General features: G+C 63.7%; 20 protein-coding genes and 1 riboswitch. Of the genes, 3 read left to right on the top strand and 17 right to left on the bottom strand.

Annotated features, from left to right (window positions below; all coding sequences use genetic code 11):
* Positions 1–48: 48 nt before the first annotated feature.
* The 12 genes from AC50X5_RS01390 to AC50X5_RS01445 all read right to left on the bottom strand — a co-directional run bounded on the left by AC50X5_RS01390 (position 49) and on the right by AC50X5_RS01445 (position 8,257).
* Positions 49–375, bottom strand: coding sequence for a DUF2469 domain-containing protein (locus AC50X5_RS01390; protein WP_463933937.1), 327 nt, complete (start codon positions 373–375; stop codon positions 49–51).
* Between the two features lie 37 nt (positions 376–412).
* Positions 413–1,120, bottom strand: a complete 708-nt coding sequence (rnhB, locus tag AC50X5_RS01395; RefSeq protein WP_494974398.1) for a ribonuclease HII — start codon at positions 1,118–1,120, stop codon at positions 413–415.
* A gap of 3 nt (positions 1,121–1,123) precedes the next feature.
* Positions 1,124–1,924 (bottom strand): signal peptidase I, encoded by an 801-nt coding sequence (gene lepB / locus AC50X5_RS01400; protein ID WP_494974399.1) that lies wholly within the window; start codon positions 1,922–1,924, stop codon positions 1,124–1,126.
* Positions 1,925–2,611, bottom strand: a complete 687-nt coding sequence (gene lepB, locus AC50X5_RS01405; RefSeq protein WP_494974400.1) for a signal peptidase I — start codon at positions 2,609–2,611, stop codon at positions 1,925–1,927. It abuts the gene before it with no gap.
* Positions 2,612–2,693: 82 nt separating this feature from the next.
* The gene (gene rplS, locus AC50X5_RS01410) at positions 2,694–3,053 is read right to left on the bottom strand and encodes a 50S ribosomal protein L19 (protein ID WP_494974401.1); all 360 of its coding nucleotides are present in this window, start codon (positions 3,051–3,053) and stop codon (positions 2,694–2,696) included.
* 220 nt (positions 3,054–3,273) lie between these two features.
* Positions 3,274–4,098, bottom strand: a complete 825-nt coding sequence (trmD, locus tag AC50X5_RS01415) for a tRNA (guanosine(37)-N1)-methyltransferase TrmD (protein ID WP_494974402.1) — start codon at positions 4,096–4,098, stop codon at positions 3,274–3,276.
* A 1-nt stretch (position 4,099) separates the two neighbouring features.
* Complete coding sequence (gene rimM / locus AC50X5_RS01420) at positions 4,100–4,645, bottom strand: ribosome maturation factor RimM (RefSeq protein WP_494974403.1); 546 nt, start codon at positions 4,643–4,645, stop codon at positions 4,100–4,102.
* Between the two features lie 138 nt (positions 4,646–4,783).
* The gene (locus tag AC50X5_RS01425) at positions 4,784–5,026 is read right to left on the bottom strand and encodes an RNA-binding protein (RefSeq protein ID WP_330189546.1); all 243 of its coding nucleotides are present in this window, start codon (positions 5,024–5,026) and stop codon (positions 4,784–4,786) included.
* Position 5,027: 1 nt separating this feature from the next.
* Positions 5,028–5,438, bottom strand: a complete 411-nt coding sequence (rpsP, locus tag AC50X5_RS01430) for a 30S ribosomal protein S16 (protein WP_493984670.1) — start codon at positions 5,436–5,438, stop codon at positions 5,028–5,030.
* A gap of 205 nt (positions 5,439–5,643) precedes the next feature.
* Positions 5,644–6,090 carry a hypothetical protein gene (locus AC50X5_RS01435; RefSeq protein WP_494974404.1) on the bottom strand — a complete coding sequence of 149 codons (447 nt, stop codon included), beginning with the start codon at positions 6,088–6,090 and terminating at the stop codon, positions 5,644–5,646.
* Positions 6,091–6,195: 105 nt separating this feature from the next.
* On the bottom strand, positions 6,196–7,071 hold the full coding sequence (locus AC50X5_RS01440) for a VOC family protein (protein WP_494974405.1): 876 nt from the start codon (positions 7,069–7,071) through the stop codon (positions 6,196–6,198).
* Between the two features lie 64 nt (positions 7,072–7,135).
* Positions 7,136–8,257, bottom strand: a complete 1,122-nt coding sequence (locus AC50X5_RS01445; protein WP_494974406.1) for an amidohydrolase family protein — start codon at positions 8,255–8,257, stop codon at positions 7,136–7,138.
* 63 nt (positions 8,258–8,320) lie between these two features.
* A riboswitch (TPP riboswitch) is annotated at positions 8,321–8,428 on the top strand.
* On the opposite strand from AC50X5_RS01445, the gene thiC reads away from it, so the two are divergent.
* A complete protein-coding gene (thiC, locus tag AC50X5_RS01450; protein ID WP_494974407.1) occupies positions 8,423–10,225 on the top strand; it encodes a phosphomethylpyrimidine synthase ThiC in 1,803 nt (600 codons plus the stop codon). (Overlaps the previous riboswitch by 6 nt.)
* Positions 10,226–10,230: 5 nt before the next feature.
* On the opposite strand, the gene AC50X5_RS01455 is transcribed toward thiC, so the two are convergent.
* Both AC50X5_RS01455 and ffh read right to left on the bottom strand, forming a co-directional pair.
* Entirely contained in the window at positions 10,231–10,965 is a 735-nt protein-coding gene (locus AC50X5_RS01455) for an alpha/beta fold hydrolase (protein WP_494974408.1), read from the bottom strand.
* A 61-nt stretch (positions 10,966–11,026) separates the two neighbouring features.
* Complete coding sequence (ffh, locus tag AC50X5_RS01460) at positions 11,027–12,613, bottom strand: signal recognition particle protein (protein ID WP_494974409.1); 1,587 nt, start codon at positions 12,611–12,613, stop codon at positions 11,027–11,029.
* Positions 12,614–12,770: 157 nt separating this feature from the next.
* Here ffh and AC50X5_RS01465 point away from each other — a divergent pair, with 157 nt between their 5' ends.
* Entirely contained in the window at positions 12,771–14,186 is a 1,416-nt protein-coding gene (locus AC50X5_RS01465) for a glucose-6-phosphate dehydrogenase (protein WP_494974410.1), read from the top strand.
* 80 nt (positions 14,187–14,266) lie between these two features.
* Here AC50X5_RS01465 and AC50X5_RS01470 read toward each other — a convergent pair whose 3' ends face one another.
* Positions 14,267–14,605, bottom strand: a complete 339-nt coding sequence (locus AC50X5_RS01470) for a P-II family nitrogen regulator (protein ID WP_463933965.1) — start codon at positions 14,603–14,605, stop codon at positions 14,267–14,269.
* Positions 14,602–15,912, bottom strand: coding sequence for an ammonium transporter (locus AC50X5_RS01475; RefSeq protein WP_494974411.1), 1,311 nt, complete (start codon positions 15,910–15,912; stop codon positions 14,602–14,604). The genes AC50X5_RS01470 and AC50X5_RS01475 overlap by 4 nt, the downstream gene beginning before the upstream one ends.
* A 324-nt stretch (positions 15,913–16,236) precedes the next feature.
* Between AC50X5_RS01475 and AC50X5_RS01480 the strand changes: the two genes are divergently transcribed.
* Positions 16,237–17,397 carry an MFS transporter gene (locus tag AC50X5_RS01480; protein ID WP_494975196.1) on the top strand — a complete coding sequence of 387 codons (1,161 nt, stop codon included), beginning with the start codon at positions 16,237–16,239 and terminating at the stop codon, positions 17,395–17,397.
* 41 nt (positions 17,398–17,438) lie between these two features.
* Here the strand turns inward: AC50X5_RS01480 and ftsY are convergent, their stop codons facing one another.
* Complete coding sequence (ftsY, locus tag AC50X5_RS01485; RefSeq protein WP_494974412.1) at positions 17,439–18,641, bottom strand: signal recognition particle-docking protein FtsY; 1,203 nt, start codon at positions 18,639–18,641, stop codon at positions 17,439–17,441.
* Between the last annotated feature and the right edge of the window lie 5 nt (positions 18,642–18,646).

Below are 18,646 nucleotides of genomic sequence, written 5' to 3' on the forward strand. Positions count from 1 at the left end.
CCGTACGCGGGCTTGTGGAGGAATGGTGAACGTGGGCCTGCCGGAGCATCAGTTGCCCAGGTCGGAGTCCTTTGGCATGGTCAGTTCCTCGTTGCGGGGCAATTCCTCGACATTGACGTCCTTGAACGTCAGGACCCGCACGTTCTTCACGAACCTCGCGGAACGGTACACATCCCAGACCCAGGCATCCTGCAGGGTGAGATCAAAATAGACTTCGCCGTCCGCACTGCGCGCCTGCAGGTCAACATGGTTCGCCAGGTAGAAGCGCCGCTCGGTCTCAACCACATAGCTGAACAGGCCAGCAACGTCGCGGTACTCGCGGTAGAGCTGGAGCTCCATATCGGTTTCGTAGTTCTCAAGATCCTCGGCACTCATGCTTCCATCTTGCCCCATCTGCCTTGATGGCGCTGCATCAAACGACGGACTCCAGCAGCGGGTCCTCCCCCAGAAGGCGCCAGCTGACGCGGTGGTGCGGGGTAGGACCGGCGGTACGCAGAACGTCCCGGTGACCGGTCGTGGCGTAACCCTTGTTGAGGTCCCAGCCGTAGTCCGGATACTCGGTGTGCAGGTCCACCATCATGGCGTCCCGCTCAACCTTCGCGATGACGCTGGCGGCCGCGACGCTCAGGCACTGCATGTCCGCTTTGACCTTGGTATGCACGGGAGCCTCACAGCCGGCGTCCTCTGCCACCAGGCCGGCTGCCTCCTCAAACAAGGAGGCCTGCGCCGCCGGCGACAACCAGTTGTGACTGCCGTCGAGGAGGACCACGTCAGGGACTACACCCGCTTCGATGATCTCCCGCCACGCGCGGGTGCCGGCGAGCCGCAGCGCAGCAATGATGCCGATGCTGTCGATCTCCGCCGAGGACGCATGGCCCACCGCCGACGCGACGCTCCATTTCCGGACGACCGGCGCGAGCCGTTCACGGTCCGCGGGCTTAAGAAGCTTGCTGTCCCTGACTTCTTTCAGCAGTTTCTGCCGCTGCAGGTCCACGACAGCGATGCCGACGCTCACAGGCCCCGCCAGTGCTCCGCGTCCTACCTCGTCGACGCCGGCAAGGTAACGGGCTCCCCCCGCCCGGAAAGACTTTTCATGCCTGAGGGTTGGTGCAACGGACATGGGTCAGCCTGCCGGGGGGACGTTTCGGTAAACATCGGGGTAGTTATCCAGCACTGACCACCGGTTCAGCGGCCAGGCGATGACTGAGGCCTTGCCCTCGATGTCCGCTATGTCCACGAAGCCACCATTGGTGCCCATGTGGGCTCGTGAATCCGCAGAATGGTTCCGGTTGTCACCCATGACCCAGACTTTGCCTTCCGGGACAACAACATCAAATTCTTGGACCTGGGGAACCTCGGCGCCGTTGATGTAGCTCTCGTCGATGGCAGACCCATTAACGGTGAGTCTACCGGCGGCGTCGCAGCAAATCACGTGGTCTCCAGGAATCCCGATGATCCGTTTGACCAGGTGCTGCTCGGAGGTGTCGGGTAACAGCCCGACGAACGTCAGCCCCTCCCGAACAACAGAGAAGGATCCGTTCCCGGCACCGGTTTCAGGTGTTGCAGGCAACCACCCTTTGGTGTCGCGGAAGACCACAACGTCACCGCGGGACATGCCAAAGGGTTCCGGAACCAGCAGGTTCACGAAAATCCGATCGTCTTTCTCCAGGGTGTTAACCATGGACTCGGACGGAATCCAGAAGGCCCGGAACAGGAAAGTCTTGATGAGGAATGACAGAACGACGGCGATCACCACCACTGTGGCAATCTCCTTCAACCAGCTGACAAGGGGGTTTCCCGTGCTGCTTTTGCGGGCGCGTCTCACCCGTGCGCCGGGTGCGCCCTGGTGGGCCGGTGTTTCCGGGGCGTCATCCGATGCACTCGCGGGCTGCGGATCAGGTGTCCCTGGGTGGTTCTCGGGCATCTACTGTCCGTCCTTTACTGTCGTTGGTTCCGAAGCGGGCCGCGGCACCGTTGCCAATCTATCAAGCGGCCAGATGATCTGGACCGGGCGGCCGATGACACGGTCTTCAGGGACCATTCCGCCACCGGGTGCGCCGAGGAGGCTCCTCGAATCAGCGGATTCCGCGCGGTGGTCACCCATCAGCCACAACCGTCCGGCGGGAACTACTACGCTGAACTTCTGAAGGCTGGGCACGTCCCCTGGAAAAATGTAGGGTTCGTTCACAGGCTGGCCGTTGACGGTAAGCCGCCCATCAGGGGCGCAGCACTGTACTTCGTCGCCAGGCAGGCCGATGACCCGCTTCACGTAGGTGGTTTCACTGCCCGTCAGCCCCAGCCACTGTCCCAGCTCCGATGCGGCAGCTGAGGTGTCTGAGAGAAGTCCCTTCCCGCTGTTGAGCGAGGCGAAGGATCCCCGGCCATCAAAGACCACGATATCGCCACGGCGGATGGGCTCGTCAGCAAAGTCCGTCTTGGAGACGACGATCCTGTCACCTGTTTGGAAGAGCGGCTCCATTGAGGCGGAAGGAATGAAGTAGACGTCCAGCCATAACGAGCGGACCAGGCCACTGACCAGAAATGCCAGGGCGAGGGCCAGCAACACAAAACGCCAGCCCGGTTTCCGGGGCTGGCGTTTTGTGTTTTCCATGGTCCAAATCCTGCGCGCAGTTGCTGATGGCTCCGGCGCGGCGGTTTTGGCCGCGGACTTGGCCGTTGAAGTCCGGGAAGGACTACTTGGCGGTGTTGAAGTCGCGCTTTTCCTTGATCTTCGCTGCCTTGCCGCGCAGTGCACGCATGTAGTACAGCTTGGCGCGGCGGACGTCACCCTTGGTAACGACCTCAATCTTGTCGATGATCGGGGAGTGCACCGGGAAGGTACGCTCCACGCCGACGCCGAAGGAGACCTTACGGATGGTGAAGGTTTCGCGGATGCCGTCGCCCTGGCGGCCCAGGACGAAGCCCTGGAATACCTGAACACGGGAGTTCTTGCCTTCGATAATGTTCACGTGCACCTTGAGGGTGTCGCCCGCGCGGAACTCGGGAACATCGTTGCGCAGCGAGGCTGCGTCCAGGGAATCGAGAATATGCATAATTCCACTCCTGGTGAACGCCACAGGTCATTCACTTTGGGTCACGGCGGCGAAGCCCTGCCGGAATTACCGGCTGGAAATTACCGTCGAAAGTGTTTGTCCGGCCCAGTCACTGATTGACCGGGCCGCGGTGTCTTGGCTGTTGGCAACGCTCCCCCTGTGGCAGGTGCGCGCCCAGTAGACACAAGGACTAATTTTGCCACATCCGCACCTGTTACGGCTAATTGCCGTCGGTGGCGGGAACCCGGGCCTTCAGCCGTCCGTCAGCGATGGTGTAACCGAGTTCCCATAGTGCGTTCCGGTCCGCCCGGCTTAGCATGCCGGGATCGAGATTCTCCATCAGGTCCGGACGCCGCTCCGCAGTGCGCCGGAACTGCTGGTGGCGGCGCCACTGGGCGATTTTGCCGTGGTTCCCACTGAGCAGGACGGGCGGCACCTCCCGGTCACGCCATGTTGAGGGCTTGGTGTACACCGGGTACTCGAGCAGGCCGTCCGAGTGGGATTCCTCCACCAGGGATTCCGGGTTCCCCACTACCCCCGGTATCAATCGTCCGATGGCCTCAACCATGGCCAGGACGGCAACTTCGCCGCCGTTGAGCACGTAGTCACCCAGGCTGACCGGCCGCACCGTGAAGTGGTCCGCCGCCCATTCCAGTACGCGCTCGTCAATACCTTCGTAGCGGCCGCAGGCGAATACGAGCTGCGGTTCCCCGGCCAGTTCGTGGGCCAGCGCCTGGGTAAAGCGCTCCCCCGCCGGCGAGGGCACGATCAGGACGGGCTTATGACCTCCGGGGTCACTTTCCGTGTGAGTGGGATTGGCATGCGCGATGGCTGACAGCGCCTGCGCCCAGGGTTCGGCTTTCATCACCATCCCGGCGCCACCGCCGTATGGCGTGTCGTCAACGGTGCGGTGCCTGTCAGTAGTAAACGTCCGCAGGTCGTAAACGTTCAGTTCCAGCAATCCCTCCTGCCGGGCCTTGCCAATAAGGGATAACTCCAGCGGGGCGAGGTACTCCGGGAAGATACTGACGACGTCGATCCGCATCTTAGGCGTTTTCCTCGTTTTCGGAGCTGGTGCTGTTCTCATTGTTGATTTCGAAAAGCCCAGGCGGCGGTGTGAGGAGGATAAAGCCTCCCTCGATGTTCACCTCGGGGACAATCTGCTCAACGAAGGGGACGAGAATTTCTTCCCCCTCCGGCGTCTTGACCATCAGCAAGTCCTGGACGGGCATGGTGTTCAGTGCCGCCACTGTGCCGACCACCTGGGAGCCAACCCTGGCTTCGAGGCCCACCAGTTCGTGCTCATACCAGCCTTCGTCGTCGTCCTCGTCCAGTTCCTCGGTTTCGATGTACAGCTTGGCGCCACGAAGCGCTTCTGCCTCATTCCGGGTTTCCACTTCTTCGAAGGCAAGCAGCAGGATGTCCTTGTTCCAGCGGGCATTCAGAATGGTCAGCGGGCCGGCTGAGGCGGGTTCAACAGTGAGTTCCGTTCCCGGCACGAAACGGTCTTCAGGCGCGTCCGTGAGTACCTGAACGGTTACTTCGCCGCGGATACCGTGCGGTTTGCCGATTCGTGCCACCTGGAGCTGCATCTGATTCCTTTTCCGTTCAATACCTGTGGTCATGGAGGCCGCGTGATATGCGGCCCGGAAGACAATTGTCGTTCAAAACAGTCCGGCCCCTCCACCTAGCTGGTGGAGGGGCCGGACTCAATGCTGAAGTGCTGGACGCTAGCGGCGGCGGTCGGTGTCGACGACGTCGACCCTGACCTGTTCGCCGTCGGCCAAGGCGGCGACGACGGTACGCAAAGCGCGTGCCGTGCGGCCCTGCCGGCCAATCACGCGGCCAAGATCGTCCTGGTGAACGCGGACCTCGAGGGTATCCCCGCGGCGGTTGTTCTTGGAACTGACCTTGACGTCCTCCGGAGAATCAACGATTCCCCGGACGAGGTGCTCGAGCGCGTCAGCCAGCAACTTACTCAGCCTCGGTGGACTCTGCTTCGGCGTCGGCCGGAGCTTCGGTCTTTGCTTTCTTGGTGATGGCTTCCGGGATGATCACGGAACCCTTTTCCGGGGTGACGAAAGCTTCCTTGGGAGCCTTCGTCCGGAGGGTGCCCTCCTGGCCCGGCAGGCCCTTGAACTTCTGCCAGTCACCGGTGATCTTCAGGATCGCAGCAACCTGCTCGGACGGCTGTGCGCCGACTCCGAGCCAGTACTGGGCGCGGTCGGTGTCGACCTCGATGTATGAAGGCTCTTCGGTGGGGTGGTACTTGCCGATCTCCTCGATGGCACGGCCATCCCGCTTGGAGCGGGCATCCATGACGACGATGCGGTAGTACGGGGCGCGCATCTTACCAAAGCGCTTAAGGCGAATCTTTACGGCCACTTTTGTGGTCACTCCTGTTTCAGAAAGGGGGCGAATCCGACGTTCTGCACCCGTGGGGCGGGCCATACTTGGGGATTCAAAGGACAGGATCCGGACACGGAGAGAGGGGCCGCGCAGATCGAGTACCTGTCTATTGTGCCAGATGAGCGGCGCAAATTCGAGCCGGGGGCATGTCCCGGCCTCACAGTCCGTGGTTTAACTTGGTTCAGCTTGACCAGACATAGAGTCCGGTGCGTTCGGATTCCTCCACCAGGGCGGCAAGTTCTGCCACCCGGCGTACATATCCGGCAGCCTGGCCTGCGTCGAACGGCATGTCTTCCTGCGCCGCCCACTTGGCCGCGACGTCCACCAGGACGTCACCAACCCCCTCGGAATCTTCCCGTTCGTAGGTCAGCAGTTCAACCAACGCCCGTACCATCGGCTCCGGCACACCGAGCAGTGAGTCGCTGGCGATGTCCACCATGGACAGCTCCGTATCCGCTCCGGAGGTATGCACGGCAGCACCGGCCAGGGCACCGAGCTGTTCGATTTCGAAGTCGCTGATCCCGGGAATGCGTACGCCTTCGGCTGCCTGCCCGGCGCCGTCGTCGAGTTCCGCCGCCCGCGCCAGGGCACCCTTGTGGGTGGAAACAAAGATCTCGGTAAAGCCCATGGGACGGTCCTCATTTTCGTTACTGTTACCGGCCGGTGGGAGTTGCCAAAGGTGGCCGCGCCGGCGTTCGGAATCAGCCTAACCCACAGTTCCCGGACCTCGCAGTCAGCCGGCGGCGACGCGGATCCGGTTGCGCCACGGGTCCTCGAAGCGCAACTCGGCGCCGGTGTGGTGGGACGTTACTCCGGCGACCTTCAAGCGATCAGCCAGCGCCCCGACGTCGTCAGTTCCCGGCACCTGGATCAGCACTTCGCCGAGGCCCAGCGTGTCGCGCCGCGGCCCGGCTCCCCTGCTGTTCCAGATATTCATGGCCATGTGGTGGTGGTAGCCGCCGGCGGAAACGAACAACGCCTGGCCGTGCCAGCCGGCGGTCTTTTCGAAGCCCAGGATGCCTACATAGAAGTCCTGGGCAGTCTGCACGTCGCCCACCTGCAAGTGGACGTGGCCAACGCCGGCGCCGGTGTCCTGCTGGGATGCGAGGGACTGTTCCGTCAGGTGCGCCTCGAGGAAACGTTGCGGGGGCAACGTCAGGCTGTCCATCACCACGCTCCTGCCCTCCCAGCTCCAGTCCTCGCGCGGACGGTCCCGGTACAGCTCGATGCCGTTGTCTTCCGGATCAGTGAAGTAGAACGCCTCGCTCACCAGGTGGTCGGCGCTGCCAACGTAGAGCGCCGGCTCGAACTGCGCGGCAGTTGCCACGGTGGCCGCCAGGGAGGCCTGGTCTTCAAACAGGAGGGCTGTATGGAAGAGGCCGGCTTCCCCCCGGGACGGCAACTGCAGGCCCAACGCCGGCGCCAGGTGGATTAGCGGACGGCCCAGTCTGCCAAGGTAGACGCCGCCATCCTGCTCTGCCACTACTACCAGGCCGAGGGCACGCTGGTAGTAGTCGGTCATGGCCTTCATGTTTCCCACCTTGAGCATCACGGTGCCCATGGTGAGCCCGGCAGGAAGGAGGTCCTGGCTGGCGGCTTCTGCATTCATTTAACTCTCCCGATCGCATGGCCTTCGGGGTTGGAGGGCCGCTACCCCCAATTTACTTGAAGCTTCAATTTAAATCAAGGGTTTTTGGCCCCCTAGTCCCGCTTCCGGCATGCACCTGCCCGCCCAGCACCACCTGAGCCAGCCGGCTGATGGTTTCCGGTACTGCCCGGGGATCCTCACGGCAGATGACGACGTCCGCCCTCGCACCCTCCGAAAGGCCCTGAGCGCCCAGCCAGTCCCGCGCCGCCCAGCCGGCGGCGTCCAGCGCGGCGGCCATGGGCAGACCGGCACGGTGGAGGGCCAGGATCTCATCCGCGATCCTGCCGTGCCCGATGACACTGCCCGCATCCGTGCCGGCGAAGATCCGGACGCCCGCTTCGAACGCTTCCAGGACGCGTTCGTTGCGCCGTTCCCACAGGGCGAGCATGTGCGCGGCATAGCGGGGGAACTTCGGCCCTGCCTGGGCGGCAATGTCCGGGAACGTGGCGATATTGATCAGGGTGGGCACGATCGGCACGCCCTGCTCAACGAAGCGCGGGAGATGCCTCGGAAGCAGGCCGGTGGCGTGCTCAACACAGTCCATTCCGGCGTCGAGCATGTCATCAAGGCTTTGCTCCCCGAAACAGTGGGCGGTCACCCGCGCGCCTTCATCATGTGCAGCGCGGACCGCGTCCTTGACGACGGCGGCCGGAAACGACGGCGCCAGGTCACCGGCGTCGCGGTCGATCCAGTCCCCCACCAGTTTGATCCACCCGTCACCTGACCGGGCCTGCTTGCGCACAGCCTCAACCAGGCCATCCGGCTCGGTTTCCTGGGCGAAACCACGGAGGTACCTGCGGGTCCTGGCGATGTGGCGTCCTGCCCGGATGATGACCGGCATGTCTGCGCGTCCCTGCAGCCAACGGGTGTCCGCGGGAGACCCGGCATCCCGGATCAGCAGCGTTCCGGCTGCCAGGTCCGTGCGGGCTTGTTCTTCGGCAGCAGCAGCGTCCACCACTCCGCCGGGACCGAGCCCGACGTGGCAGTGGGCATCAACAAACCCGGGAAGGACCCAACCATCGAGGACCAGCTCCGGGACGCCTTCCGGGCGGTTGAACGTCAGCCTGCCGTCAACGGACCAGAGGCCCCGCCGTTCCGTTGCAGGTGCAGTGAGCACAGTTCCGCTGAATTCGATGATGCCGGCCATGCCACCACCCTATGGCCGGATGCAATGTGACAGTGCCCTCCGCAGCAGCTGTGATAGCTTTCCTCTTGACCACACGGGTGCCCTTGCAGGGGCTGAGATCGGGCTGACGCAGCCTGCGACCGTTGAACCTGTCCGGGTAATGCCGGCGAAGGAAGTGAGTATTCATTGAGTACCCCCGTAACACGGCAAAGCCCTGTCCACCATGAAGCTGCCACCCCTGAAACCCAGTCGTTGAAGTCCCATTCGCTGGCATATATCAGTGATGAAACCGCCGGAATCAGAGTCCCCGTCACAGAGATTTTGCTGGAACCCTCACCCAACGGCCGGGCTAATGAGCCGTTCCGGGTGTACCGGACCGCCGGGCCGGGAAGCGATCCAGTGGTGGGCCTGCCGCCCTTCCGCTCGGAATGGATTGAGGGGCGTGGTGACACTGAGCCCTATACCGGCCGGGAACGCAACCTGCTCGACGACGGGCGGTCCGCAGTGCGCCGGGGCGCCGCCTCTGCTGAGTGGAAGGGGGCGCGGCCCGTGCCCCGCCGCGCCGTCGACGGCAAGACAGTGACGCAGATGCACTACGCCCGGCAGGGCGCCATCACCCAGGAAATGCAGTTCGTCGCGCTGAGGGAGAACTGCGATGTAGAGCTGGTGCGCTCAGAGGTGGCAGCCGGCCGGGCGATCATCCCCAACAACATCAACCACCCGGAGTCCGAACCGATGATCATCGGAAAGGCCTTCCTGGTGAAGATCAATGCGAACATCGGCAACTCGGCTGTCACCAGTTCCGTCGCCGAAGAGGTGGACAAGCTGCAGTGGGCCACGCAATGGGGTGCCGACACGGTGATGGACCTCTCCACCGGCGACGATATCCACACCACCCGGGAGTGGCTTATCCGTAATTCGCCGGTTCCGATCGGCACCGTGCCCATCTACCAGGCACTGGAAAAAGTGAACGGCGAGGCCAATGCCCTGACCTGGGAGATTTTCAGGGACACCGTGATCGAGCAGTGCGAGCAGGGCGTGGATTACATGACCATCCACGCCGGCGTCCTGCTGCGCTACGTACCGCTCACGGCCAACCGGGTTACTGGAATCGTGTCCCGGGGCGGTTCCATCATGGCTGGCTGGTGCCTGGCGCACCACCAGGAGAACTTCCTCTACACGCACTTTGACGAGCTGTGCGAAATCTTCGCCCGGTACGACGTCGCCTTTTCGCTGGGCGACGGCCTGCGTCCGGGTTCGACGGCGGACGCCAACGATGCCGCGCAGTTCGCCGAGCTGGATACCTTGGCTGAACTGACGCAGCGCGCCTGGGAGTACGACGTGCAGGTCATGGTGGAGGGGCCGGGCCACGTGCCGTTCCACCTGGTGCGGGAGAACGTGGAACGGCAGCAGGAGCTGTGCAAGGGAGCGCCGTTTTACACGCTTGGTCCGTTGGTGACGGACATTGCGCCGGGCTATGACCACATCACCTCGGCTATTGGCGCCACGGAAATCGCCCGCTACGGCACGGCCATGCTCTGCTACGTCACCCCCAAGGAGCACCTGGGACTGCCCAACAAGGACGATGTCAAGACCGGCGTGATCACCTACAAGATCGCCGCCCACGCGGCCGACCTGGCCAAGGGACACCCGGGTGCCCATGAACGGGATGACGCATTGTCCAAAGCCCGGTTCGAGTTCCGTTGGCGCGACCAGTTCGCACTGTCCCTTGACCCGGTAACGGCCGAGGCCTTCCACGACGAAACATTGCCCGCCGAGCCGGCCAAGACGGCACACTTCTGTTCCATGTGCGGGCCCAAGTTCTGCTCCATGAAGATCAGCCAAGATATCCGGAACGAATACGGTTCAGCAGATTCCCAGGCCGCCATTGCCGGGTTGTACAGCGGAATGAAGGAAAAGAGCGAGGAATTCCTGGCTTCCGGCGCCAAGGTATACCTGCCCGAGCCCAAAGTTCCTGCCGACGGCTAGGTTTCTCAGGACGCCCGGGGCTGCCGGCTCCGGCTCGCCTCAGCAATAAAGGACCGGATATATCGGTCGCCCTCGGGAGAATCGTGGGGCCGGTGCCCGCCTGCTGCAATCCGATGCACGGCACCGGTCTCACGCAGGTAACCGGCGATCTCTTCGTACAACGGTTCCCAACCCCCGGTGAGCACCAGTGTTGGGACGCCGGGAACGATCTGCAGCGGAGCTTCCCAGGGCGGCGCCTGCAGGCGCAGCCGCCGGGCCTGCCGTTGCTCCTCCGGCGTGGCGGATTCCCTTGCATCCGCAGCGAACATCCGGCGCACAAATTCCCGCTGGAAATCATGGTCGCTGAGCTGGTGGCGCACATCAAACAGGGGCTTCATCAACTCGATGTGGGCAGCCGTAGCCGGCAGTTCGGCAGTCAGGGACAGGCAGGCCGGCTCAACCAGGGTCAAGGAGCGGACCAGGTCCGGACGCTCTAGGGCAGCCATGATCGCCGCGATGGCACCCTGGGAATGAGCCACTACATGGCCTCCAGCCACACCCCGGCCGGAGTCCGCCAGGGAACGCAACACAATGGCGGCGTCCTCGGCGAACGAAGATTCCACGGGCTCAGCAATGGGGTCAAAGCCATGGCGCCGCAGGAACAAGGCATCATAATCCAGGGCCATGCCGTGCTGCCGGGGCCAGGCCGCGGAGCCAAAGCTCCCCGCACCGTGGACGAACACTACCCGCTGCTTGAACATGACCTCACCCTATTCGACGCCACTGACATCGCTGGCCACTGGCAACCGGAGGAAGGACCGGCTACTTGCCGCCGAGGAACTTATCAAAGCCCTTGGGAAGGTTCAGCTGCGAGGGGTCGAAGTCTCCGCCCTGCTGGCCGAAGGCGGCACCGGTGGGAAGGGCCTTCGCGGCGCCCGCGCGCCTGGCCTCGGCATCGCGCAGTTCCTGGGCGGCCTTGGCAGGGTTACCGGATCGGGCCTTCTTCTTCGGTGCGTTCTTCGCGTTCTTGCGGGCCCCTCCGCCGCCACCACCCATGCCGGGCATCCCGGGCATTCCCGGCATGCCGCCGCCCTGTGCCATCTTCTTCATCATCTTCTGGGCCTGGGCAAAGCGCTCCAGCAGGCCGTTAACCTCGGAGACGTGTACACCGGAACCACGGGCAATACGGGCCCGTCGTGAGCCGTTGATGATCTTCGGGGCAACCCGTTCGTGCGGGGTCATCGACCGGACAATCGCCTCGACACGGTCGATCTCGCGCTCGTCGAACTGCTCCAGCTGCTGGCGGATGTTCTGCGCACCCGGCATCATCATCAGCATCTTCTTCATGGAACCCATGTTGCGGATCTGCTGCATCTGGGCCAGGAAGTCATCCAGCGTGAAGTCTTCCTGGTCGGCGAATTTCTTCGCCATTCTGGCCGCTTCGTCCTTGTCCCAGGACTTTTCGGCCTGCTCAATAAGGGTCAGGACGTCGCCCATGTCCAGGATGCGGGACGCCATACGGTCCGGATGGAAGAGCTCGAAGTCGTCCACGCCTTCACCTGTAGACGCAAACATCACTGGCTTACCGGTGACAGATGCGACCGAAAGTGCGGCACCACCGCGGGCATCGCCGTCGAGCTTCGACAGCACGACACCGGTAAAATTAACCCCTTCATCAAAGGCCATCGCGGTGTTGACGGCGTCCTGGCCGATCATCGCATCGATGACGAACAGCACTTCGTTGGGCACGATTGCCTTACGGATCTGCCGCGCCTGCTCCATCATCTCGGCATCGACGCCAAGACGGCCGGCGGTGTCGACGATCACGACGTCGTACAGCTTCTGGCGCGCTTCCTCAACGCCCGCGCGGGCGACGGCAACGGGGTCCCCTGCCGGGTGCTCAAGCTCGGACGTGGCGCCGGGGTGCGGAGCGAAAACCGGAACGCCGGAACGCTTGCCCACTACCTGCAGCTGGGTGACCGCGTTGGGGCGCTGGAGGTCGCAGGCCACCAGGAGCGGGCTGTGGCCCTGCCCCTTCAGCCACTTCGAGAGCTTTCCGGCGAGGGTGGTCTTACCGGCACCCTGCAGACCGGCAAGCATGATGATGGTGGGCCCCGTCTTGGCGAGGCGGATCCGGCGCGTCTCGCCACCGAGGATTTCGACGAGCTCCTCGTTGACAATCTTCACGATTTGCTGGCTCGGGTTCAATGCGCCGGAAACTTCCGCGCCCAGGGCACGCTCGCGCACCCTGCCGGTGAAATCGCGGACGACGGCGACGGCGACGTCCGCGTCCAGAAGGGCGCGGCGAATCTCCCGGACTGTGGCATCAACGTCCGCCTCTGTGAGACGGCCCTTGCCGCGGAGGTTCTTGAATGTTGCTGTCAACCGGTCAGAGAGTGAATTGAACACGCGCCGTGCACTTCTTTCAGTGGATCTACAATTGGCGGCCGGTGCGGCTCGCCAGTGTCGGTAGCTGCCGACCGGAACCAACCGGACCAACCGCCGCGACATCGGACTCGACTATCTAGGGTACCAAGACCGGCCTCCAAGATGGCATGCTGACAGGGTGACCATGGAAACGACGGTAAAAACCCTGCTCATCCTCGGCGCTTCGGGCGATCTCACCGGCCGGCTGTTGCTTCCGGGACTTGCCCGCCTGGTGGCCAGGGGCAGGGCGGCCGGGCTGACGCTGGCAGGTGCCGGTTCCGATGCCTGGACCGCAGACCAGTGGCGGAACCGGGTTACTGCAGCCTTTGCTGCCGCGGACGAAACCGCCGACGAAGACGGCAAGGCAGCCCTGAAGCACATGGCCGAGTCCGCCGTCTACCACCAGCTTGACGTCACCGCTGAGGGTTCCCTGGCCGGACTGCTGGGCAGCCTTCCGGGACCGGTGGCTGTCTATTTCGCTCTCCCGCCGCATGTGAGCCAGAAGGCCTGCGAGGTACTGCAGCCGGATCAAATCCCGTCCGGGACGCGGTTGGTGATGGAAAAACCGTTCGGCTCCGGTGCGGAATCGGCCAGGTCTTTGAATGAGACACTGGTGCGGCTTGTTCCGGAGGACCATATCCACCGGGTGGACCACTTCCTGGGCAAGGCGACGGTTCTCAATATCCTGGGGCTCCGGTTTGCCAATAATTTCCTGGAGCCGGTCTGGAACCGCGACCACATCGAGCGCGTGGAGATCATCTTCGACGAAGACCTCGCACTGGAGGGCCGTGCACGCTATTACGACGGCGCCGGCGCGTTGCGCGACATGATCCAGAGCCACCTGCTGCAGATCATGGCGCTGGTCGCGATCGAACCTCCGGCCACCATTCATGAACGCGAGTTGCGGGACGCCGTCAGCACCCTCCTCCGGGCCGGCAGTATCAAGGCCCCGTACGCCGAGTCCACCCGCCGGGCGCGATACACGGCGGGCAGCATTGCCGGAAGGACCATCCCGGACTATGTCCGGGAGGAGGGCGTTGATCCTGCCAAGGATACTGAGACCCTGGCGGAAGTCCGCGTGGAGATCGATAACTGGCGGTGGAAGGGCGTGCCATTCATCCTGCGCTCCGGCAAGGCCCTGGGGGTGAAGCGGAAGGAAGCTGTGATTACCTTCAGGCCGGTCCCGCACCTGCCCGTGGGCTTCTTCGGCGTCGACTCCCCCAACCAGCTGCGGATTGGCTTTGGCCCCGACACCCTGCAGCTGGATATGGACGTCAACGGTCCCGGAAACATCCTCACCCTGGACAGAATCACCCTGAACGCTGAACTGAACGCGTCGGAGTTGCTGCCCTACGGTGAAGTCCTTGAAGGCGTATTGCACGGTGATCCCCTGCTGTCCGTCCGCGGCGATACTGCCGAGGACTGCTGGCGGATTGTCGAACCTGTGCTGCGCGCCTGGTCCAGCGCCGATGTTCCACTGGAAGAATACGACGCCGGAGGGCCCGGTCCTGCCGGATCGCTCGCCGCCCGGCCGAATGGCACAGCACGGGCGTAACAAGGGCGGACATGACAAAGGGCGGGCCGGTTACCTCTGAAAGGTAACCGGCCCGCCCTTGTCAGGTGATACGTGGCGGGCTAGATCGCGGCAACGCCGCGTTCGCCGGTCCTCACCCGCACTGCCTCAAAGACTTCCACTGTCCAGACCTTGCCGTCGCCGGCACGTCCGGTATTGGAGCTGGCGATGATGACGTCCAGGATGTCGTCCGCCTGCTCATCGGTGGCAAGGACCTCGACCCGGATCTTGGGCAGCAGGTCCACGTTGTACTCGGCGCCGCGGTACACCTCGGTGTAGCCGCGCTGCCGGCCATAGCCGCTGGCCGCGCTGACCGTCAGGCCCTGGACCCCGTAGGCCTCCAGGCCTTCACGGATGGCGTCAAGCTTCTCCGGCCTGACGATTGCAGTGATCAGTTTCATGCGTCGATGCTCTCCTTGCCCGTCTCAGTGTTCTTCTTGCCGGTGATCAGATCGTGGAGCGGCTGGAAGCTTCCGCCGTGTCCGGTGACACCGAACTCGTAGGCGGTCTCGGCGTGCAGGCTGAGGTCCACTCCCACCGTTTCCTGTTCCTGCGAGACCCGGAAGCCCATGGTCTTGTGGATGGCGAGGGCAATGATGGTGGTGAGGATGGCCGAGTAGGCGATCGCGATTCCGGCTGCAGCGAGCTGTGCCCAAAGCTGGGCAGCGCCGCCGCCGTAGAACAGGCCACCGCCCGCGCCTTCCTCCGGGAGGGCGATGAAGCCGAGGGCAACCGTGCCGATGATGCCTGACACGAGGTGGACTCCGACGACGTCGAGGGAATCATCGAAACCCCAGCGGAACTTGAGTCCCACGGCCAGGGCGGAAGCCACACCGGCTACGACACCGAGGCCCAGGGCGCCGACCGGGCTGACGTTGGCACAGGCAGGTGTGATGGCTACGAGGCCTGCCACAACACCGGAGGCTGCGCCCAGCGAGGTGGGGTGTCCGTCACGGATGCGCTCCGTCACCAGCCAGCCGAGCATGGCGGCGGCGGGAGCGGCAAGGGTGTTCACCCAAATGAGGCCGCCCTGTTCAGCGGTGGATGCTGCGCCGCCGTTGAAGCCGAACCAGCCGAACCAGAGGATGGCGGCTCCGAGCATGACGAACGGGATGTTGTGCGGGCGGTGGTTCGGATCCTTGCCGAAGCCGCGACGGTTGCCAACGATAAAGACGAGGATCAGTGCTGCCACACCGGCGTTGATGTGGACAACGGTGCCACCGGCGAAGTCAATGGCCTCACCCAGCGCCGCGCCAACTGCGCCCTCCTCGCTGAACAGGCCGCCACCCCACACCATGTAAGCCAGCGGGCAGTAGACCAGGGTGACCCAGACGGGGACGAATACGGACCAGGCACCAAACTTCGCCCGGTCAGCGATGGCGCCGCTGATCAGGGCGACGGTGATAATTGCAAAGGTTGCTCCGAAGCCGACCATGATGAGTCCGTCAGGGCTGTCGATGCCTTCAAGACCGAAATGGGCGAACGGGTTGCCCACCATCTGGAGGAAGCCGTCCCCTGAGGACATCGAATAACCCCAGAGGACCCAGATAACACCCACCATGCCGATGGAGATGAAGCTCATCATCATCATGTTCAGTGCTGCCTTGGCGCGTGTCATGCCGCCGTAGAAAAATGCCAGGCCCGGTGTCATGAACAACACGAGTGCTGCCGACACCATAACCCATACGTGACCTGCAGTAAGTTCCATGGTGCACGTCCTCCCTGTAATTTGAATGCTGCGGAGTTACCCGCCCTGCCAAACGCCGTGGTGCGTTTCTACGTTCGAGTCTGGATGTCCCGTGTTTCGCCTGCGGAGGATTTGCATTGCCGGCTTGTTACAAGAACCTCTTCGAAGTAAATGGTGGGTCTCCGGCTTGTTACGGTTGTGTTTCACCTCCCTTGTCCCGGCATTACAATCCACCCCTAGGACCATTGACGAATGAAGGCCAACGTCCGCCCCAACGGCTCAAATCCGCGGTTCCTGCAGCTGTTTAAGGGCAAGGGTGAACCGCTGTCCTCCGATATCAAGGTGATGCTGGTCGCGGCCTTCCTGATCGCCCTTGGATTCGGGCTTGTTGCGCCTGTATTGCCACAATTCGCCACAACCTTCGACGTCGGTGCCACCGCTGCAGCCGTGATCGTGAGCATCTTTGCGTTCATGCGCCTGCTGTTCGCTCCTGCCGGCGGCGCGCTGATCGGGAAGTTGGGGGAACGGCCCGTCTACGTCAGCGGCCTGCTCATCGTTGCCGTGTCCACGGCCGCCTGCGCCTTTGCGCAGAATTACTGGCAACTGCTGGTCTTCCGCGGCCTCGGCGGCATCGGTTCGGTGATGTTCACGGTGGCTTCCATGGCGCTGGTCATCAGGCTGGCGCCGCCGCAAAGCCGCGGGCGGGTCTCCGGCGCCTACGCCGGTGCCTTCCTGATCGGCAACGTGTGCGGTCCTGTCCTGGGCGGCTTTCTCGCCGGTTTCGGGCTTAGGGTGCCGTTCCTGGCCTACGCCGCCGCGCTGGTGCTGGCAGCCATCGTTGTCCAGACCATGCTGAGCCACGTGCCCGCCGCACATCGGGCCAAGGATGCCGCACCCGCAGAGATGCTGTTGTCCGAAGGCCTGGCCAGCGGCACCTACCGTGCGGTTCTGGCGTCCAGCTTTGCCAACGGCTGGGCCACTTTCGGCGTCCGCATGGCGACCGTTCCGCTGTTTGCGGCAGCAGCCCTCGGTGCCGGGCCCGCAGCCGCCGGCACAGCACTGGCGGTCTTCGCAGGTGGGAATGCCGCCGCGCTGACCTTCTCCGGGAGGCTCGCGGACACCTGGGGCCGCAAGCCCATGATGCTGGCCGGACTGCTGGTCACGGGGGTGTCCACCGGGCTGATCGGCCTGACCCAGGACCTGTGGTGGTTCCTCACCGCATCAGCCGTCGCGGGCGTAGGCGCAGGCATGTTGGGCCCGGCGCAGCAGGCGGCCGTAGCGGACGTCATCGGCCGCGAGCGCTCCGGCGGGCGGGTGCTGGCCGTTTACCAGATGATGTCCGACGTCGGCGCTATCGCAGGTCCGATCCTGGTGGGGCTGATTGCTGACCAGTGGGGATATGGATGGGCCTTCGGTGTTACCGGCCTGGTGCTTGTCCTCGCGGGAGCCGCCTGGGCTGTGGCCCGTGAACCTCTGGACCGGGAACCGGCAAGCGCTCCCTCCTAGGAACTGAGGGAGCGCTTGCGGGTGGAGTCGGGAGAGGGTTCCTAGTTCAGCAGGGCGTCCACAAATGATTCGGCCTCGAACGGGGCCAGGTCGTCGGCACCTTCACCCAGTCCGATCAGCTTCACCGGAACGCCCAGCGACTTCTGGATGGCAACGACAATGCCGCCCTTAGCGGTCCCGTCCAGTTTGGTCAGGACGATTCCGGTAATGTTCACGACCTCGGAGAACACGCGTGCCTGGTTCAGGCCGTTCTGCCCGGTGGTGGCGTCAAGGACCAGCAGGACCTCGTCCACTTCGGCGAGCTTCTCGATAACGCGCTTGACCTTGCCGAGCTCGTCCATGAGGCCAATTTTGTTCTGCAGTCGCCCGGCGGTGTCGATCATCACGACGTCGACTTCCTGCTCGATGCCGGCCTTCACCGCTTCATAAGCAACTGAGGCGGGATCGGCGCCGTCAACGTCGGATTTCACGGTGGGTACGCCAACGCGCTGTCCCCAGGTGGCGAGCTGCTCTGCGGCGGCCGCACGGAAGGTGTCCGCGGCGCCAAGCAGGACGTCCTTGTCTTCGGCCACCAGTACGCGGGCCAGTTTGCCCACCGTGGTGGTCTTACCCACTCCGTTCACGCCGACAACCATCATGACTGCCGGCTTGTCAGCGTGGCGGGTGGTGCTGAGGCTGCGGTCCATGGTGGGATCCACGAGTTTGATGAGTTCTTCGCGGAGCAGTTCACGGACCTGATCGGGTGTGCGGGTGCCCAGCACTTTAACCCGCTCCCGCAGGGCATCCACCAGCTCCATGGTGGGCTCTGTGCCGAGGTCGGCCATCAGGAGGGTTTCCTCCACCTCGTCCCAGACATTTTCATCGATGCGGTCCGCGGACAGCAGCGCGAGGAGTCCTTTGCCCAGGACATTGTTGGAACGCACCAGCCGCTCACGCAGCCGGACCAGCCTGCCGGCAACCGGCAGCGGGGTCTCAACTGGAACGTACTCAAGCCCTGCAACGTCATCCGGGACGTCGACGGCGGGTCCCGGTTCCAGCGGCGGCGCCACGGTGCTGGAAGCGTCAGGACGATCCTCGACGAGGGTGCCGGTTGACTGGGCGGCAGGAGCTGCGGGATCGTTCTCATCCCGGGTCCCGGGGTACTGGTTGATGTTCTTCCGGGTCTTGACCAGGACCGGTATCAGCCCGCCGATAACCACCAGGGCGGCAACAATGGACACAATAATGGGGAGGATTTCATTCACTCCCC

The organism is Pseudarthrobacter sp. MDT1-40-2 (assembly GCF_059383595.1).

Excerpts from the sequence above, each read along its gene's own strand:
- AC50X5_RS01390 (WP_463933937.1), bottom strand. The coding sequence starts at position 375 with ATGAGTGCCGAGGATCTTGAGAACTACGAAACCGATATGGAGCTCCAG.
- rnhB (WP_494974398.1), bottom strand. The coding sequence starts at position 1,120 with ATGTCCGTTGCACCAACCCTCAGGCATGAAAAGTCTTTCCGGGCGGGG.
- lepB (WP_494974399.1), bottom strand. The coding sequence starts at position 1,924 with ATGCCCGAGAACCACCCAGGGACACCTGATCCGCAGCCCGCGAGTGCA.
- lepB (WP_494974400.1), bottom strand. The coding sequence starts at position 2,611 with ATGGAAAACACAAAACGCCAGCCCCGGAAACCGGGCTGGCGTTTTGTG.
- rplS (WP_494974401.1), bottom strand. The coding sequence starts at position 3,053 with ATGCATATTCTCGATTCCCTGGACGCAGCCTCGCTGCGCAACGATGTT.
- trmD (WP_494974402.1), bottom strand. The coding sequence starts at position 4,098 with ATGCGGATCGACGTCGTCAGTATCTTCCCGGAGTACCTCGCCCCGCTG.
- rimM (WP_494974403.1), bottom strand. The coding sequence starts at position 4,645 with ATGCAGCTCCAGGTGGCACGAATCGGCAAACCGCACGGTATCCGCGGC.
- AC50X5_RS01435 (WP_494974404.1), bottom strand. The coding sequence starts at position 6,090 with ATGGGCTTTACCGAGATCTTTGTTTCCACCCACAAGGGTGCCCTGGCG.
- AC50X5_RS01440 (WP_494974405.1), bottom strand. The coding sequence starts at position 7,071 with ATGAATGCAGAAGCCGCCAGCCAGGACCTCCTTCCTGCCGGGCTCACC.
- AC50X5_RS01445 (WP_494974406.1), bottom strand. The coding sequence starts at position 8,257 with ATGGCCGGCATCATCGAATTCAGCGGAACTGTGCTCACTGCACCTGCA.
- AC50X5_RS01455 (WP_494974408.1), bottom strand. The coding sequence starts at position 10,965 with ATGTTCAAGCAGCGGGTAGTGTTCGTCCACGGTGCGGGGAGCTTTGGC.
- AC50X5_RS01470 (WP_463933965.1), bottom strand. The coding sequence starts at position 14,605 with ATGAAACTGATCACTGCAATCGTCAGGCCGGAGAAGCTTGACGCCATC.
- AC50X5_RS01475 (WP_494974411.1), bottom strand. The coding sequence starts at position 15,912 with ATGGAACTTACTGCAGGTCACGTATGGGTTATGGTGTCGGCAGCACTC.
- AC50X5_RS01480 (WP_494975196.1), top strand. The coding sequence starts at position 16,237 with ATGCTGGTCGCGGCCTTCCTGATCGCCCTTGGATTCGGGCTTGTTGCG.